Here is a 15881-nt window from a genome sequence, read left to right as displayed (position 1 = left end):
TGATCGATGAAATCCAAACGGACAATCACGATCATCATTCGCGTGAATATCGCAGCCTGCCTCTTCGGCATCGCTGCGATAATTAAGGCGATGATGTGAAGCGACTGGGCGGCGGCCTACGGGCCTCCGCCTCTCTAAGCTGGCCGGTCGTAGCGCGCGCAGACGGCCTCTAACGCGAGGCGCTCCTCGCGCCGCGGTCGAGCGGATCATTGTACGTATTGCCCTTACGGCTCGACCCGGATCGAGGGTGATGATCGACGCTAGCGTAAGGTGGGCGTAAGCGCCCCGGCCGCCCCATTTTATCAGCCCGCGGTCTGGTTTATCTCTGTCACTCCGGTGCCCTGCGCAAGGAGGCAGACGCGTGCTCGACCATATTCTCAGATTCGTGACGCTCGGATCGATCATCGTTGGCATGGCCGCGATCTATGCGGCGCTCCACACCAACAATCGGCGTCTGGGCGCGGACATCTTCCTGCGATATTCCGACCGGGTCTCCGACCTGCGGCGCCGCCTTCCGGTCGCGGCATTCCTCGAGCGAGCGGCTGCCGGCGACATTGAGCTGACACCCGAAGAGCGCCGGGCCGTGCACGAGATCATCCATTCGATCTTCGAGCTCTACGAGCTCAAGGTTCATGGCTACTTTCCGCCGGCGATCTGGAAGATCAGGGAGCCCGATATCGAAAGGCTGCTCTCGCTGCCGGTCTTTCAGCAGGAGCTGGTAAGCCTGGAAGGCCGATATGCCAGGCATCCGCGTTTGATAGCCTGGATCGAGAAGTTCAGGGGTAAGCAAGCGACGGCCTGACTTGCACAGCGAAGCAGGCCGTCGGCCTCACCGCCACCCCAGCGCCGGCGCCACATGCTTCAAGATCGCCTCGATCGCATGCGCGCAATAGTCCACGCCGAGCTGGTTCGGGATCGTCAGCAGCAGCGTGTCGGCCTCGGCGATCGCTTCGTCCTGCTTGAGTTGCTCGATCAGCACATCCGGCTCGGCGGCATAGGAGCGGCCGAAGATCGCGCGGGTTTGCGGGTCGATGAAGCCGATCTGGTCCTCGCCGCCACGCTCTCTGCCGAAATAGGCGCGGTCGCGATCGTCCATCAGTGCAAAGATGCTGCGGCTGACTGACACGCGCGGCTCGCGGCCGTGGCCGGCTTCCTTCCACGCCGCGCGATAGGCGCGGATCTGGGCGGCCTGTTGCACATGAAAAGATTCGCCGGTCTCGTCGTTCTTCAGCGTCGAGCTCTGCAGATTCATGCCGAGCTTTGCGGCCCACACCGCGGTCGCGTTCGAACCGGCGCCCCACCAGATGCGTTCGCGCAAGCCCTCGGAATGCGGCTCGAGGCGCAGCAGCCCCGGCGGGTTCGGAAACATCGGCTGCGGATTGGGCTCTGCAAAACCCTGGCCGCGCAAAATGTCCAGGAAGACTTCGGTGTGACGGCGGCCCATATCGGCATCGCTCTGGCCCTCGGCCGGGCGATAACCAAAATAGCGCCAGCCGTCGATCACCTGCTCGGGCGAGCCGCGGCTGATGCCGAGCTGCAGCCGTCCACCGGCGATGAGATCGGCGGAGCCCGCGTCCTCCACCATGTAGAGCGGATTCTCGTAGCGCATGTCGATCACGGCCGTGCCGATCTCGATCGTGCTGGTCCTGGCGCCGACGGCCGCGAGCAGCGGGAAGGGCGAAGCCAGCTGCCGCGCGAAATGGTGCACGCGGAAATAAGCGCCGTCCAGGCCGAGCTGCTCGGCCGCGACGGCCAGCTCGATCGATTGCAGCAGCGTGTCCCCGGCCGAGCGGGTCTGCGACTGCGGCGAGGGCGTCCAATGTCCGAAGGACAAAAATCCGATCTTCTTCATGGGGCCAATCTAGGGATGATCCGGTCCGTTTGCGATGGGCCATGTTGAGGGAAATTTGGTCATGCGCGAGGACGCTGGCCCGTGGGCTACTGCTCGGAGGGGCTCGTCCGTGCGCGCTTTGATCGAGGCGGCCGGTTCCTGGCGTCGCCGGCGCGTTTGGGATCGCTTGCGACGCGCCATTGCCTTGGTGTCATTCCAGTCCAGCGCCTGAAGGCGTGGGTGAATGCGCTGACTTCTCCATAGCCGAGGAGCCAGGCGGTCTGCGAAATCGACAGTTCGTCCTTCTGCATATAGCTCTTGGCGAGGTCGATCTTCAGCTCGTCGAGGATGCCGGTGAAGGTCAATCCTTCCGAGGCGAGACGCCGCGCCAGGGTGCGATGGCTCATGCCCAGATGGCGGGCAACTTCGTCGACCCGTGCCTCGCGATGCGGGAGCAATGGAACGATTGCATTCTCGACGCTCGACCTGAGCGGGACCCCGCCGGACTTCCGGTGCGCCAGCGCCTCTTCGCAATAGGTCACCAGCAGATCGTTCAAATGGTGGTCCGCGCTTTCGATCGGCATCGGCCCCACGGATTGCGGGAAAGCGATCTCATCGACATCGGACCCGAACTCGATCTCGCAACCCAGGAACGACCTGATCTCTGCGGGCGTCGCTCGGCGGCGATGCACCGCTCTAAGCCGGCTTGGGACCAGACGGCGATTGGTCAGGGCGCGGTTCATGCGAATGATCGAGGTCAGCCAGAATTCGATCTGTTGCCGATCCGATCGCCGTTCCACACCGACATATTTCAGCGTAATCGTCATGTCCTTCGGGATGAACCGTAGCGAAATCCCCTCATTGGCGAGACGGCAATAGCGCTCGGCCTTTGAGATGGCTTCGGCGATTGTCCCGGAGGAGGCCGCCACGTAGTAGAGCAGGCCAATCTCACGAAGGTCGAAGTCCCGTGCCAGGTGGAAGCCGAGGCTATCGTCCTGCAGCGCCTCGGCACCAAGCTCCAGAAACTTGATCTGGCTTTCGGCGCTCAGGCGCGCTTTGCGGTCTTCGATCTGCTTGAGCGTCAATCCGGCCTTCGACAACAAGCCATCGGCCTTGATGCCGGCTTCCTGCAGGCGCGCCCATACCAAACGGGCGATCCCGCCAGTTGCACTGGGCATGGCCTGCACATGGGGCGAACGAGCAGCCGGCACACCGAACCCTTTGGTCGTTGCCGCTGCGGCCTGACTCCCCGCGGCTCGCCGAGCACGGCATGAAAAATCAAGTTATTGGCTCACGATAACAAGAAACCGGGGCGTGTGTGACTTAAATCGGTCGCCTGTCCTCAGACTGGTCTTGCGTTCTCGGGGCAGCCCATTTTTTCCCTGAAGCTCCGAAGGTCCTGATGTCCAGCAGTGACGACGCTGCGCCGCCCATAAACGTGAAGATATTACGAGGCTACGGCAAGTTGCTTGGAATTCCTGATATCGCCCACGGCTCCCGGACGGTTGCCCTGGAGCGGATCGGCGATTGCGAGATCAGCATGTTCGAGGCACTGGGAGCAGGCTTGCCTGACAGCCCCCTGTTCTGGATGGAGCTGTTCGATCTTCGCGTTGATGCGTCGCTGGACAGTCGCGGTTGTCACACCATGAGCGATGCCGTGGCCGCGTTCGAGGATTTTGCTTCGCGGGCTAACCGCTTGACTGAAGCGTCGCCGCTCTGCGCGGTCGACTGAAAGAGAAGCTGGCAAGGCCGCGCCAGCATATGCATTTTGTGCCACGCGAGATCTTGGCATCTCTATCTTCCCTCTTAACCATTTCGCTCTACTTTGATCTGCAAGGCCAGGTTCCACCATTCTCGCCCGTCGAGTGTTGCCCGACTGCGACATCCGCGCACGCCCGGCCGGTGTAGGCTGGTTGATATCCGGCGCCGTCTGAGTGGCGTCGGATGGTGAATTGTCGCGCTATTGCGTCGAGTGGTGAGTGTAGTTGGTGGTCGGTACAAGTCGCATCATTGCTCCAGCAGTTTTGCTGGCCTTGTCGATCGCAATGGTGCTCGGCGGTTGCGCTGGGCGTCCGTCGCAGGGCGTTTTGATTCCAACGGCGCAGGTTGCCGCTGGAAACACCAATGTCCCGATCTATGTCGTAACCAATCGCAAGCGATCGGACGTCGATCCCGGCGAGATGTTCAGCGGTGAGCGATCGGACGAGCTGTCCTTTGCCGAGGTGACCGTCTCAATCCCGCCCGATGCTTCGCGCAAGGTCGGAGACGTGCAGTGGCCAGCGAGCCTGCCCGGCGACCCCCAGCGGGATTTCACGACCGTGTCGGCGGACTATCTCGACAAGACGCGCTTCGCTGCGTCTGTCACCGCGGCCATGAAGCAGTCCGGTCGCAACAAGGTGCTTGTCTTCGTCCACGGCTTCAACAACCGCTTCGATGATGCGGTCTATCGCTTCGCGCAGATCGTGCACGATTCCAAGGTGCCGGTCGTGCCTGTGCTTTTCACCTGGCCATCGCGCGGCGAGCTGAGGCTGCGCGCCTATACGTACGACCGGGAGAGCGCGAATTTTTCGCGCGACGCGCTCGACAATCTCTTGACCACGCTCGACGCTTCCCCTGCTGTCGGCGAAGTCTATCTTCTGGCTCATTCGATGGGCAATTGGATCGCGCTGGAAGCGCTGCGGACGCGCGCAATCCGTGGCCCGGTTGTCGCGGCGAGGCGCAGCAAGCTGAAGAATGTGATGCTGGTGGCTCCCGACGTGGACGTCGATGTCTTCCGCTCGCAACTGAACCGGATGGGCGGCGCGCGGCCTCCCATCTCGCTGTTCGTCTCGCGCGACGACGGCGCGCTCTCGCTATCGAAGACGATATGGGGCGACGTCGCTCGCCTCGGCGATATCGACCCGACCCAGGAGCCTTACCGAACCGAGCTCGCGCGCGACCGGATCGACGTCTACGACCTGACGAAACTCGCGGTCGCCGGCGATGATGCCCATGATCGCGCGTTCGAGCAGGTCGGGCCGGTCGTCGCAATGATCCGCCAACGCATGGCCCAGGGCCAGGCGCTGGGTGAACAGAAGGTGGACCCGAACCCACTCGCGCGGCTTGCGGAGTAGGCGGGGAGGCAAGCCCTGCCTGGCTTGCCTCATGGCGATATGTCGATGAAGCCGTGACGTGTCAGGCGTAGGCGACCCAGCCGCGGAACGTGAAGCCGGTGTAGAACAGGGTTGCGTCCGAGAAGCCGGCCTGACGCAAAATCACTTCATCCTGTTCGGGCGCCAGAATGCTCAATTGACCGTCGATCGCGTTCCGGGCGGCCGCCGCCTTGTCGGGCTCGACGCCGGATGCAGCCAGGAACGCGGAATAGCGCGAGAGCCAGAGCGGCCGCGCATCGGCGCCACCGGGAATGCTGAAATGGGCCGTCACGAACGGCGCGCCCGGCTTGAGCCGGCGGTGGATTTCCGCGGCGATGCGACGCCGCTCCTCGATATCGACGAAGTGCAGGGTCAGCAGGCACGTGGCCCCGTCGAACGGCCCCTCCGGTGCATCGTCGATGTAGCCTTGGTGGAGATGCGCGCGCGAAGCGAGCGGTCCCAATGTTTGCTTTGCGAGATCGAGCATGGCCGCCGACGGGTCCACGCCATCGAAGGTCCAGCGCGGCTCTGCCTGCGCAAAGGCTTTCAACTCAAGGCCGCCGCCGGCGCCGAGGGCAAGTATTCGCGCATCGTCACGCGCGCGCTCGGCCAGAAGGATCGCTGCCATCGACAGCATGGAATTGTAGCCGGGAACGAAGCGCGGCGGTCCCTCGGTGTATTTCGCCACCATTTGCGGATCGGAGAACGCGTTTTGAATGTCGGTCACGGTGTCATCCTGCTGAATGAAGTTCATCACGCATGGTGCGCGCTCATGCCTTGATGTTTTCGAGACCCGAGGCGCTTGCGCAGATCGTCGCTCAGCATCGCCAGCGTCACCTCGCCGAAACGTGACAGCAGCAGCGCCTCTGCATCGCCGAAGGCTTGGTCGAGAGCGGCATTGACGGCCTGCTCGACGAGACAACCGGGCGCCTCCGTCCGGTTGCCCATGGCCAGAAGCGAGGGACTGCCGAGCGCGGTGTAGACGTCGCGCAGCGTCACCCTGGTAAGGTCGCAGGCGAGCGTCCAGCCGCCGCCATGCCCTTTCTCGGAGCGGACGTAACTGAGATCCCGTAAGCCAGCCATGATGCGGCGGATCACCACCGGATTGGTGTCCATGGCCTTCGCCAGGGTTTCGGACGTGAAGGAACCAGGCTGCTGTGCCATGTGGAGGAGGACGTGGAGAACGCCGGACAATCGGCTATCGCGTTTCATGTAACTTCGTATGTTACATGAAGGCGGAGAAGTCAACCGCGGCCTCTGCGCGAGAGGACGCGGAGCTCGGGAACGTCGAAACAGAGACGGAGCAGGGGCTCGCCTACGTGCCCCCGATAATGCCATCGTGCGCCTGTTTTGCCCGACGGGTCAAGTTTTTTACGGTTTTTCGGAAATGTCGCGCTCGAACAACGAGCTCAGGCGCGATGACGATTCATCCCGATCTCATTGCGCTTTAAGCCCTTGATTTCGCTGCCCCCGGCTACTGTGCATGGGGTTGTTTTCGACTTTTCGTTTGAGGGGTGCAAAAATATTAGCGCCGAACCCGACCTGGTCCGGCGCTCGCCTTTTCATCAATCCATTTTCGGGAGGCGCATCATGCAAGTTTATAACGTGGTGAGGTTCAGGGTGAAGCAAGGTGAGGAAGCCGCCTTCCTCGACGCGCACCGGAACGGCAAGGCGAAATGGCCGGGCCTCGAACATGGCGTCATCATCAAGACCGGCGAGCAGACCTTCTGCTTCATCGGCACATGGTCCAGCCAGGATGCGATGGTCGCGGCACGACCCGCGATGATCAAGACCCTCGACAGCTTCAGGTCCGTGCTCGAGGACCAGGGCAACGGACGCGGCGTCACCGATGCCGTATCAGGGGCGGTGGTGCTCGATCTCTAGCAGGCGAGCGATCGCCCGCTACTTCATCACCCGCAGGCCCTTGGTCGTGAACTTCTGCGTCTTGCCGCCGGGGCGAAGGGGGCGCTTGGTGCCGGCGGCCTTGCCGGTGCCGGGCGGCTGGTGCGCAGGCACGAGCTGGTGGGGCTGCGAGCCGATCAGGTCGCGGCGGCCCATCTCGATCAACGCTTCGCGCAGCACCGGCCAATTGTCGGGGTCGTGGTAGCGCAGGAAGGCCTTGTGCAGGCGGCGCTGGCGCAGGCCCTTGATCGCTTCGACCTTGTCGCTGCCGCCGCGGCGCACGCCGCGCAGCGGGTTGACGCCGGTGTGGTACATCGCCGTTGCGGTCGCCATCGGCGAGGGCAGGAAGGTCTGCACTTGGTCTGCGCGATAGCGGTTCTTTTTGAGCCACAGCGCGAGGTTCATCATGTCCTCGTCGGTCGTGCCCGGATGCGCCGCGATGAAGTAAGGGATCAGGTAATATTTCTTGCCGGCCTGCTCGGCCGCTTCATCGAACATCCGCTTGAACTTGTTGTAGGCGCCGATGCCCGGCTTCATCATCTTGTCGAGCGGGCCGCGCTCGGTGTGTTCGGGCGCGATCTTGAGGTAACCGCCGACGTGATGGGTGACGAGCTCCTTGATGTATTCGGGGCTCTCGACCGCGAGGTCGTAGCGCACGCCCGAGGCGACCATCACCTTCTTGATGCCCTTGGTCTCGCGCACCTTGCGATAGAGCCGGATCAGATCGTCATGCGAGGTGTTGAGGTTCGGACAGATCTCGGGGAAGACGCAGGACGGCCGGCGGCACGCGGCCTCAACCTTCGGATCCTTGCACGCCATCCGGTACATGTTGGCGGTGGGGCCGCCGATGTCGGAGATCACGCCGGTGAAGCCCGGCGTCTTGTCGCGGATCTTCTCGATCTCGCGCAAAATAGAACCCTCGGAGCGGTTCTGGATGATGCGGCCTTCGTGCTCGGTGATCGAGCAGAAGGTGCAGCCGCCAAAGCAGCCGCGCATGATCGTGACCGAGAACTTGATCATGTCCCAGGCGGGGATTTTTGCGTCGCCATAGGACGGATGCGGCGCGCGCGCATAAGGCAGATCATAGACCGCGTCCATCTCCTCGCTGGTCAGCGGGATCGGCGGCGGGTTGAGCCAGAGGTCGCGATCGCCGTGGCGCTGCACCAGCGGACGCGCGTTGCCGGGATTGCTCTCACGATGCAGCACGCGTGAGGCGCGCGCATAGGCTTCCTTGTCCTGCTCGACCTGCTCCAGCGCCGGGAGCCGGATCACGGTCGCGCCCTTCTGGCGCGTCGCGCCCTCGTCGGCGGAATCGAGATCGTCGGCGTGCAGCTCGGCATAGTCCTCCGGCACGCGGCGGAACAGCGCGACGCCCCTGATGTCGTCGAGCTCGCGCGGTGCTTCGCCGGCGGCGAGGCGTTGTGCGACTTCGACGACGGCGCGCTCGGCATTGCCGTAGAGCAGCAGGTCGGCCTTGGCGTCGGCCAGCACCGAGCGGCGCACCTTGTCGGACCAGTAATCGTAATGCGCGATCCGGCGCAGCGAGGCCTCGATGCCGCCGAGCACGATAGGCACGTCCTTGAACGCCTCGCGGCAGCGCTGGGCGTAGACGATGGTGCAGCGGTCCGGCCGCTTGCCGCCTTCGCCGCCGGCCGTATAGGCATCGTCGCTGCGCAGGCGGCGGTCCGCGGTGTAGCGGTTCACCATGGAATCCATGTTGCCGCCGGTGACGCCGAAGAACACTTTTGGCTTGCCCAATGCCCTAAACGGCTCCGCCGAATGCCAGTCCGGCTGCGCGATGATGCCGACGCGGAAACCTTGCGCCTCGAGCAGCCGGCCGATGATGGCCATGCCAAAGCTCGGATGGTCGACATAGGCATCGCCCGTCACCAGCACGATGTCGCAGGCATCCCAGCCGAGCGCCTCCATCTCGGCGCGGCTCATCGGGAGGAACGGCGCCGGCTTGCGCGGGAGCGCCTGCGCCATCAGGGGCTTTTCGGCGGTCATGATCTGGGTGTCCATGGCGCACAGGCATAGGGCTCCGGGCTCGCGAATACAACCGACGGACGCGTGAAAGATGAAGGTTCCGGGCGCGGCTCGGGGCCCCCGGCCGGACTGTGACGGGGTCCACATACGGACCGCCGACGCCGCGCTATCCTCACCTCCGTTTCGAGGGAGAGAAACCATGTTCCTGGTCAACGCGCTTTTGATCCTGGCGATGCTGTTTTTCCTGTTCCTGCCGATCTCCGATCGCAGGACGGTGCGGATGAGGCTCTGCATGCTGTGCGCATTGCTTGCGGTGTTCTGGGTCTCGATCACCCGCCCACCCGTCGTGCCGGTATCGCTGGCGAGCATCGCCTCGCCGCCCGGCACGGTGCGCGTGCCGCCTATGCACACCAGCGATCCGTCTTCCGGGTTCTCACCGCGGCCGACATCGGATATGCGATTGCTCCATGGGCAAGGGAATTTCTGACGGCGACGATGAAGCCGGCGCGGCGCCATCCACGGAGGCCTGGCTCGGCACCATTGCGCTGGTCGGCTTCATCCTGGTCGCGACTGCGCAGGCCTCCAATCAGATTCTTGCGCGCGGACTGGCGGGCTCTGTCCCTCCCTTCGCGCTGGCCTTCTTCCGCTGGAGCATCGTGGCCATCGGGCTCGCGCCGATCGCGCTCGCGGAGATCCGCGCCGGGCGCGTGCCGCTTCGCCAAAATATCTGGCCGGTCCTTGCCGCCGGCTTCATGGGTATGTTCCTGTGCGGCGGCCCGGTCTATGTCGCGGGCGTCTCGACGACAGCGATCCACATTGCGCTGATCATGGCGCTGTCGCCGATCACGGTGCTGATGATTTCCGCGGTGCTCGGTATCGAGCATGTCGGCCCGCTGCAATGGCTCGGCACGGCACTCGCGCTGTCAGGTGCGCTGCTCATCATCTCCGGCGGCCATCCGGCAACGTTGTTTGCGCTGGAGACGGCATCGGGCGACGGCCTTGTCGTGCTCGCGATGCTCGGCTGGTCGGGCTACACCTTGCTGCAATCGCGCGCTGCGCCGCGCGCGTCCTTGCTCGCGCGCATCAGCCTGTTCTCGGCCGCCGGCGCGCTGTTCTCGCTGCCGCTTGCGGTCTGGGAGATGCGGGCCATGCCCGCCCAGGTCTTCAGTGCGAAGGCGCTCGCGGCCTATCTTTTCGCCGGCATCGTTCCGGGCCTGCTCGCGTATGCCGGCTTTGCCTGGCTCGGCGGCAAATTCGGATCGGTGCGGACCTCGCTTGTCCTTTATCTCGGACCGGTCGCCAGTGCGCTTCTGTCCTTTGCGATCCTCGGCGAGCCGCCGAAGCTGATCCATCTCTTTGGCGGCCTGATGATCCTCGGCGGCGTCTGGGCAAGCCTGCGCCGGTAGTTCCATCGCGACGCTGATGGTTCACACGCAGGAACCATCTGCCTTCGCGCACATTCTGATGGGAGGGTTTGCGGCGAGCCCCGCTCGCGCGCGCTCGTGTCCAGGATCCGGATGACCTCGATATTCGCCTCGGGCGATGGGGGAGCTGTGAGTACAGTCATTGAGAATTTGCTGTCGCGGAAGCAGCAGCTTGTGGAACAGCTCGAGAAGGCGCAGTCGGTCGAGGACCGCGACAAGATCGAGCACCAGCTCGAACAGATCAACACCGCGCTGGACTTTCTGGACAGGCCGGGATCGAAGGACGGACGGTAGGGCTCAATCAACCTTCAGCGCTTTTGCGTAGACCACGCCCGAATTGGTGATGTGCGTCGTCATCGCCGCCTCGAACGCCGCGTGCTCGCCGCGCGCGAACAGATCGAGCAGCTTGCGATGCTCTTCAAAAGAAGAGCGGGTGCGCACGTCGATCGGCGAGGTCAGATTGGTGCGGAGCGCGGCGACGCGGCCCGAGACGAGCTGGTAGGATTCGGCGAGGTAGCGGTTGCCGCAATGCGCGAACAGCCCCTCGTGAAAGACGGCATCGGCGCGGCCATAGGCGATGTTGTCCCTGGCCTCGACGGCCGGCTCCATCGCCGCGATCGCATCGTTCATGGTCGCGATCGCGCCATCGCGGTCGTGGCGAAAGGCGAGCTCGGCGGCCTTGGGTTCTAGCGCGATCCGGAACGTGCAGAGCGCGGTGATGTCCTCCGCGCTTGGCGTGAACACGAAACTGCCGACTTGAGGTCGGATCACCACGAGCCCTTGCGCCTGCAACTGGCCCATCGCCTCGCGCACCGGCGTGCGGCTGACGCCGAAGGAATTTGCCACCATCTCTTCGGAGATGGCGGCACCGAGCGCAAATTCGCCGTCGATGATCGCCTGCCGCAGCCGCAGCATCACCCGCTGCGACAGCGATTTCGGCGCATCGAGCTTCAGCGTGCGCATGGTTGCTCTCAGATCACCTTGCCGGGGTTGAGCAGATGGTCGGGATCGAGCGCGGCCTTCAACGTCCGCATCAAGGCAATCTCGGGCTCGCTGCGGGCGTGTCCCAGCCATTTCTTCTTCAGCGTGCCGATGCCGTGCTCGGCGGAGACGCTGCCGCCCATGTCGCGCACGAGACCATAGATGATCGTGTCCATCTGCTCCTTGGGCTGCTGCTCGACGGGAAGGCCCGTGACCCAGGAGACGAGGTGCAGATTGCCGTCGCCGATATGGCCGTAATAGACGCTCTCGCAGCCCTCGATGCCGGAAGCGAGGGCCGCCTTGCAGCGCGTTGCGAACTCGTCCATCCGCGCCACCGCAAGTCCGATATCGTAGGAGATGTGCGGACCCAGCACCTGGCCGAATTCGGCGCAGATGTCGCGCACGCGCCAGAACGCCTGCGTCTGCGCCAGCGATTGCGCCACGGCGGCATCCGCGAGCAGCCCGCGCTCCATCAGCTCTTCGAGCCAGGCCTGGAATCGCGGCGCATCGACGCTCTCGTCGGTGCCCTGCGCCTCGACCAGCACATAGAGACCCTGGCCGGCGGCGACCGGCGGCTTGACGCCGGCGCGTGTGGTGATCACGTCCCAATAGTCCGGCCACATCACCTCGAACGCCGACAGCAGCGGGCCGAGCCCGCTGCGTGCGGCATCGAGCAGCGCGATCACCGCGGCATAGTCCTTCAATGCGCAGAGCGCGGCCATGGTCGAGCGCGGTTTCGGAAACAGTTTCAGCACCACGCGGGTGATGATCCCAAGCGTACCTTCCGAGCCGATGAAGAGATGCTTCAAATCGTAGCCGGCATTGTTCTTCATCAGCTTGTTGAGGCTGGTGATGATGGTACCGTCGGGCAGCACGACTTCGAGACCGAGCACCAGCTCGCGCGTCATGCCGTAGCGGATCACGCGGTTGCCGCCGGCATTGGTCGAGAGATTGCCGCCGATCGCGCAGGAGCCGCGCGAGCCGAGATCGAGCGGAAAGAAGAATCCAGCCTCATCGGCGGCCTTCTGGATCGTCTCCAGAGGCGTGCCCGATTTCACCGTCATCGTCATCGCGGCGCGATCGATCTCCTCGATGCCGGTCATGCGCTCCAGCGAGATCGCGACCCAGCCGGCTTCGGGCGCGGCGCCGCGGCAGAGCCCGGTCAAGCCGCCCTGCGGCACGAAAGGCAGGCGTGCCTGCCGGCAGGTCATGATCGCATCGGCAACGCCCTGCGCATCGAGCGGCCGGATCACCGCGAGCGGTGTCTGCGGCAGGCTCGCGCTCCAGTCGTTGCGATTGCGCGCGGGCACGTCGCTGCCGGTCAGCACCGCTGCGGCACCGAGCTTGTCGCGCAAGGCGGCGAGCAATGGCTCGGGATGTCCGACGGGGGTCACCATGTTCATGCGAGACCTCCTAGATTTGGCTGCGCCTCATGCGCGCCCTGACGGCGGAAAGGATTTGCGTCCGTCTTGTATGTAAGGTACAAGATGAAAAGTAAAGCAAAAACAAGGCTCGATGAACCCCTAAAGATCATTGGAGATCAGGGGCTTGCTCGGGAGCTGCAACAATGGGTGGTGCTATGACGGAGGCAATTCGCGGGTTCTGGGTAGCGTCGGCGACGCCGCTGGCGACGGACGGCAGGGTAGACTCCGCCAAGCTTGCCGCGCATGCCAAAAAACTCTTCGGCAAGGGCGTCGACGGCGTCGTGCTGTTCGGCACCACCGGCGAGGGCACCTCGTTCAATGTCGCCGAACGCGTCGCAACCATCGAAGCCGTGCTCAAAGCCGGCGTGCCGGCGGAGCGCATCGGCGTCGGCGGCGGCTTCCCCGCCATTAGCGACAGCATCGCGCTGACGCGCGCCGTGCTCGGCCTCGGTCTGCGCCACGTGCTGTATCTGCCGCCTTACTTCGACCGCAGCGTCACCCCTGAAGGCATCGAGGATGCGTTCGCTGCGATCTTCGACGGTGTCGCCGACGATCGCCTGCGCGCCTATCTCTATCATATTCCGCAGGTCTCGGGCGTCGCGATCCCGACGACTTCAGCGGCGAATTTGCGCAAGCGTTACGGCAAGGTGGTCGCCGGCCTGAAGGACTCCAGCGGCGACTTCAAGCAATTCCAGGCCTTCCGTGCTGCTGCGCCGGAACTCGCCATCACCGTCGGCAACGAAACCGACATCGCGCGTGCGATCGCCGGCGGCGGCGCCGGCACCATCTGCGGCATGGCCAACATCGCGCCTGAGCTGGTCAAGGCGATGATCGACGGCAAGGATGTCGAAGCGCGCATGCAGGCCGCGGTTGATATCGTGGTGAAGTCGCCATCCTTCCTGACGACGCTGAAGGCCATTCTTGCCGCACAGACCGGCGACGCAGGCTGGTTGCGCGTGCGTCCGCCGCTGCGTGCGTTGTCGGATGGCACCGCGCTGAAGGCGAAGCTGGACGAACTGACCAGCCCAGCGATCGCCTAAGCGCGCGCTTCATCGCTGTGGTCGTCCGCGGTGCGCGCCGACATGGCACGGACCGCGACCAGCGCTGCGGCAAAACCGGCCGCCGCGCCCACGCCGAGCGCCCAGCGCGGACCCAGATTGTCCGCCACCCATCCGACGATCGGTGCGCCGATCGGTGTGCCGCCCAGCGCGACGCCGAGGCGCAGCGCCATCACGCGTCCCCGCATCCGCGGTTCGGTGGAGAGCTGCATCATGGCGTTCGAGGTATTCGTGACCGTTAGCGCCGCGACGCCGATCAGGACAAGGCTGCCTGCAAACAGCCAGTAGCTGGGTGCAAGCGCGGCCAGCGTGCATCCTGCGCCAAACGTCACGGACCCCAGCAGCAGCGAGACGAACCGCGGCTGGGCGCGCCCAGCAGCCAGCAGCGCGCCCGAGATCGTGCCGACCGCCATCGTCGATGACAGAAGGCCGAAGCCGCGTGCATCGGTGTGGAAGACGCTGACTGCCATGGTCGAGATGAAGATCGGAAAATTCAGCCCGAACGTGCCGATCAGGAACAGCATGATCATGATCGCCCTGAGGTCGCCGCGCGACCAGACGTAGCGAAAGCCCTCGGTCATGCCGCCCTTGGTCCGATGGGCGCGCGCATTAGGCCGAAGCTCCGAGGTGCGCAGCAAGGCGAGCGAGCCGAGCACCGCCATGAAGGATGCGGCGTTGAGCAGGAAGGCCCATCCGGTGCCGATCGAAGCGATGACGATTCCTGCGACCGCGGGCCCGACCATCCGCGCGGCATTGAAGGACGTCGAGTTCAGCGCGATCGCATTGGAGAGTTCGCCGTCGCCGACGAGCTCGGCCACGAATGTCTGGCGCACCGGGGCGTCGAAGGCCGCGGCGCAGCCGAACAGGAAGGCAAACACGTAAACATGCCAGAGCGCTACCTTCCCGGTGACCGTGAGAAGGCCGAGAACGAGCGCCAGCACGCCCATTGTCGCCTGGGTCGCGACCAGAAGCCGTCGCTGGTTGAAATGATCGGCCGCAAAACCCGTCCACGGCATCAGCAAAAGCTGTGGCCCGAACTGGAGCGCCATCACCACACCCACGGCCGACGCATTGTGTCGTGTGAGCTCGGTGAGCACGAGCCAGTCCTGCGCGGCGCGCTGCATCCAGGTTCCGGTATTGGACACCAGCGCGCCCGCTGCCCAGACGCGGTAATTGTAGTTCCGCAGTGAGCGAAACGTGCCCGCGCCCGCCACGCTCACGAACCTGTTGGCCGGTTGCCACCGTGGAATCGGCCGAAGTGTCGCGCGCAAAACAGGCTCAGCAGCAGGGCGCCAAGCCCGAGCGCGGCGATATCGCGTGGGTCCAATGGGGCGAACTCGCCTACACGGCAGACAAGCAGATATCCGACGATCACGTTGAAGAAGCCCCAGAGCACGTTGACCGTTGACGAGGACAGCCCTTCTCCTCGCGGTTTTGCGAATGGGCTCTGGAACGGCTCTCCGCGCAAGCCACTGACGAGATGTGGAATGGCGTTCGCCAGAAAAGCGCCGCCGAAGAAATAGGAAACCAAATGAAGCCAGTTCATGCCTGCGCGCTCCGTGTTGCCAATAGGTCGATGATCGCCTGTGTCGAGCCGCTCTCGCCGAGCCGCGGAAAGACGCTTGCGATGCTGTAGTCGTGAGCCTCGGCGCGCGGATCGGTCATGGCGTCGGTGGCAAGGGTGACGTTGAAGCCCGCCTCGTAAGCCTGGCGCGCGGTGGACTCGACGCCGGTGCCGGTGGCAACGCCGGCGATGACGACTTGCGTAACACCGCGCTGCCGCAACTGGCTCTCGAGATCGGTGCTGGCAAATGCGCCCCATGTCCGCTTGGTCACGGCGATATCGCCGGGCTGTCGATCCAGCTCGGGAATGAGATCGGTCCATCCGTCGGGGAACGGACCGCCAGGGCGCGGCCGCTCGGTGCGGCCCGGCGCGCCGCCGGCGACATTGACCAGCACGACCGGCAGGCGATGCCGCCGGAACGCCGCGGCAAGCGCGCTGGCGCGCGCCACGACGTCGCCGATGGGGTGAACGGAGGGGAGGTCGACGATGCCGCGTTGCAGGTCGACGATGATGAGCGCGGTGATCGGGTCGAGCAGCGTGAGAGCCATGATCATGTCCTTCCGGCAGTGTGGCGGGGCCG

The 15881-nt window shown here is 64.5% G+C and carries 18 protein-coding genes; 8 read left to right on the top strand and 10 right to left on the bottom strand.

Features of this window, described 5'->3' with window-relative positions; translation table 11 throughout:
• Positions 1-361 precede the first annotated feature (361 nt).
• Positions 362-802, top strand: a complete 441-nt coding sequence (locus ACLFLU_RS39125) for a hypothetical protein (protein WP_426409952.1) — start codon at positions 362-364, stop codon at positions 800-802.
• 27 nt (positions 803-829) lie between these two features.
• On the opposite strand, the gene ACLFLU_RS39120 is transcribed toward ACLFLU_RS39125, so the two are convergent.
• On the bottom strand, positions 830-1852 hold the full coding sequence (locus tag ACLFLU_RS39120; protein WP_426409951.1) for an LLM class flavin-dependent oxidoreductase: 1023 nt from the start codon (positions 1850-1852) through the stop codon (positions 830-832).
• A gap of 86 nt (positions 1853-1938) precedes the next feature.
• A complete protein-coding gene (locus ACLFLU_RS39115) occupies positions 1939-3009 on the bottom strand; it encodes an AraC family transcriptional regulator ligand-binding domain-containing protein (protein WP_426409950.1) in 1071 nt (356 codons plus the stop codon).
• Between the two features lie 224 nt (positions 3010-3233).
• Between ACLFLU_RS39115 and ACLFLU_RS39110 the strand changes: the two genes are divergently transcribed.
• On the top strand, positions 3234-3563 hold the full coding sequence (locus ACLFLU_RS39110) for a hypothetical protein (protein ID WP_426409949.1): 330 nt from the start codon (positions 3234-3236) through the stop codon (positions 3561-3563).
• 256 nt (positions 3564-3819) lie between these two features.
• Positions 3820-4944, top strand: coding sequence for an alpha/beta hydrolase (locus ACLFLU_RS39105; protein WP_426409948.1), 1125 nt, complete (start codon positions 3820-3822; stop codon positions 4942-4944).
• 61 nt (positions 4945-5005) lie between these two features.
• Here the strand turns inward: ACLFLU_RS39105 and ACLFLU_RS39100 are convergent, their stop codons facing one another.
• Together ACLFLU_RS39100 and ACLFLU_RS39095 are read right to left on the bottom strand one after the other, a co-directional pair.
• The gene (locus ACLFLU_RS39100) at positions 5006-5716 is read right to left on the bottom strand and encodes a class I SAM-dependent methyltransferase (RefSeq protein ID WP_426409947.1); all 711 of its coding nucleotides are present in this window, start codon (positions 5714-5716) and stop codon (positions 5006-5008) included.
• Complete coding sequence (locus ACLFLU_RS39095; RefSeq protein WP_426409946.1) at positions 5716-6174, bottom strand: Rrf2 family transcriptional regulator; 459 nt, start codon at positions 6172-6174, stop codon at positions 5716-5718. The genes ACLFLU_RS39100 and ACLFLU_RS39095 overlap by 1 nt, the downstream gene beginning before the upstream one ends.
• A 378-nt stretch (positions 6175-6552) precedes the next feature.
• Between ACLFLU_RS39095 and ACLFLU_RS39090 the strand changes: the two genes are divergently transcribed.
• Positions 6553-6846: a DUF718 domain-containing protein gene (locus ACLFLU_RS39090; protein WP_426409945.1), complete on the top strand. Its 294-nt coding sequence runs from the start codon at positions 6553-6555 to the stop codon at positions 6844-6846.
• Positions 6847-6864: 18 nt separating this feature from the next.
• On the opposite strand, the gene ACLFLU_RS39085 is transcribed toward ACLFLU_RS39090, so the two are convergent.
• Entirely contained in the window at positions 6865-8886 is a 2022-nt protein-coding gene (locus ACLFLU_RS39085) for a YgiQ family radical SAM protein (RefSeq protein WP_426409944.1), read from the bottom strand.
• A 163-nt stretch (positions 8887-9049) separates the two neighbouring features.
• On the opposite strand from ACLFLU_RS39085, the gene ACLFLU_RS39080 reads away from it, so the two are divergent.
• The 3 genes from ACLFLU_RS39080 to ACLFLU_RS39070 all read left to right on the top strand — a co-directional run bounded on the left by ACLFLU_RS39080 (position 9050) and on the right by ACLFLU_RS39070 (position 10568).
• Positions 9050-9337 carry a hypothetical protein gene (locus ACLFLU_RS39080; protein ID WP_426409943.1) on the top strand — a complete coding sequence of 96 codons (288 nt, stop codon included), beginning with the start codon at positions 9050-9052 and terminating at the stop codon, positions 9335-9337.
• A complete protein-coding gene (locus ACLFLU_RS39075; RefSeq protein ID WP_426409942.1) occupies positions 9318-10256 on the top strand; it encodes a DMT family transporter in 939 nt (312 codons plus the stop codon). The genes ACLFLU_RS39080 and ACLFLU_RS39075 overlap by 20 nt, the downstream gene beginning before the upstream one ends.
• Positions 10257-10403: 147 nt before the next feature.
• A complete protein-coding gene (locus ACLFLU_RS39070; protein WP_426409941.1) occupies positions 10404-10568 on the top strand; it encodes a hypothetical protein in 165 nt (54 codons plus the stop codon).
• A 3-nt stretch (positions 10569-10571) separates the two neighbouring features.
• On the opposite strand, the gene ACLFLU_RS39065 is transcribed toward ACLFLU_RS39070, so the two are convergent.
• Both ACLFLU_RS39065 and ACLFLU_RS39060 read right to left on the bottom strand, forming a co-directional pair.
• Positions 10572-11237 (bottom strand): GntR family transcriptional regulator, encoded by a 666-nt coding sequence (locus ACLFLU_RS39065; protein ID WP_426409940.1) that lies wholly within the window; start codon positions 11235-11237, stop codon positions 10572-10574.
• A gap of 8 nt (positions 11238-11245) precedes the next feature.
• A complete protein-coding gene (locus tag ACLFLU_RS39060; protein ID WP_426409939.1) occupies positions 11246-12658 on the bottom strand; it encodes an FAD-binding oxidoreductase in 1413 nt (470 codons plus the stop codon).
• 176 nt (positions 12659-12834) lie between these two features.
• Here ACLFLU_RS39060 and ACLFLU_RS39055 point away from each other — a divergent pair, with 176 nt between their 5' ends.
• Positions 12835-13719 (top strand): dihydrodipicolinate synthase family protein, encoded by an 885-nt coding sequence (locus tag ACLFLU_RS39055; RefSeq protein ID WP_426409938.1) that lies wholly within the window; start codon positions 12835-12837, stop codon positions 13717-13719.
• On the opposite strand, the gene ACLFLU_RS39050 is transcribed toward ACLFLU_RS39055, so the two are convergent.
• The 3 genes from ACLFLU_RS39050 to ACLFLU_RS39040 are packed head-to-tail and all read right to left on the bottom strand — an operon-like array spanning position 13716 to position 15849.
• Positions 13716-14957, bottom strand: coding sequence for an MFS transporter (locus ACLFLU_RS39050; protein ID WP_426409937.1), 1242 nt, complete (start codon positions 14955-14957; stop codon positions 13716-13718). The genes ACLFLU_RS39055 and ACLFLU_RS39050 overlap by 4 nt on opposite strands.
• Positions 14954-15283 (bottom strand): hypothetical protein, encoded by a 330-nt coding sequence (locus tag ACLFLU_RS39045; protein ID WP_426409936.1) that lies wholly within the window; start codon positions 15281-15283, stop codon positions 14954-14956. The genes ACLFLU_RS39050 and ACLFLU_RS39045 overlap by 4 nt, the downstream gene beginning before the upstream one ends.
• The gene (locus tag ACLFLU_RS39040) at positions 15280-15849 is read right to left on the bottom strand and encodes an isochorismatase family protein (protein WP_426409935.1); all 570 of its coding nucleotides are present in this window, start codon (positions 15847-15849) and stop codon (positions 15280-15282) included. The genes ACLFLU_RS39045 and ACLFLU_RS39040 overlap by 4 nt, the downstream gene beginning before the upstream one ends.
• Positions 15850-15881: the final 32 nt, after the last annotated feature.

Origin of the sequence: Bradyrhizobium ganzhouense (assembly GCF_049949285.1) — a bacterium.
Taxonomy (GTDB): domain Bacteria; phylum Pseudomonadota; class Alphaproteobacteria; order Rhizobiales; family Xanthobacteraceae; genus Bradyrhizobium; species Bradyrhizobium ganzhouense.
The sequence above is the reverse complement of the archived record's forward strand: the minus strand, read 5'-3'. Positions and strand labels throughout refer to the sequence as shown.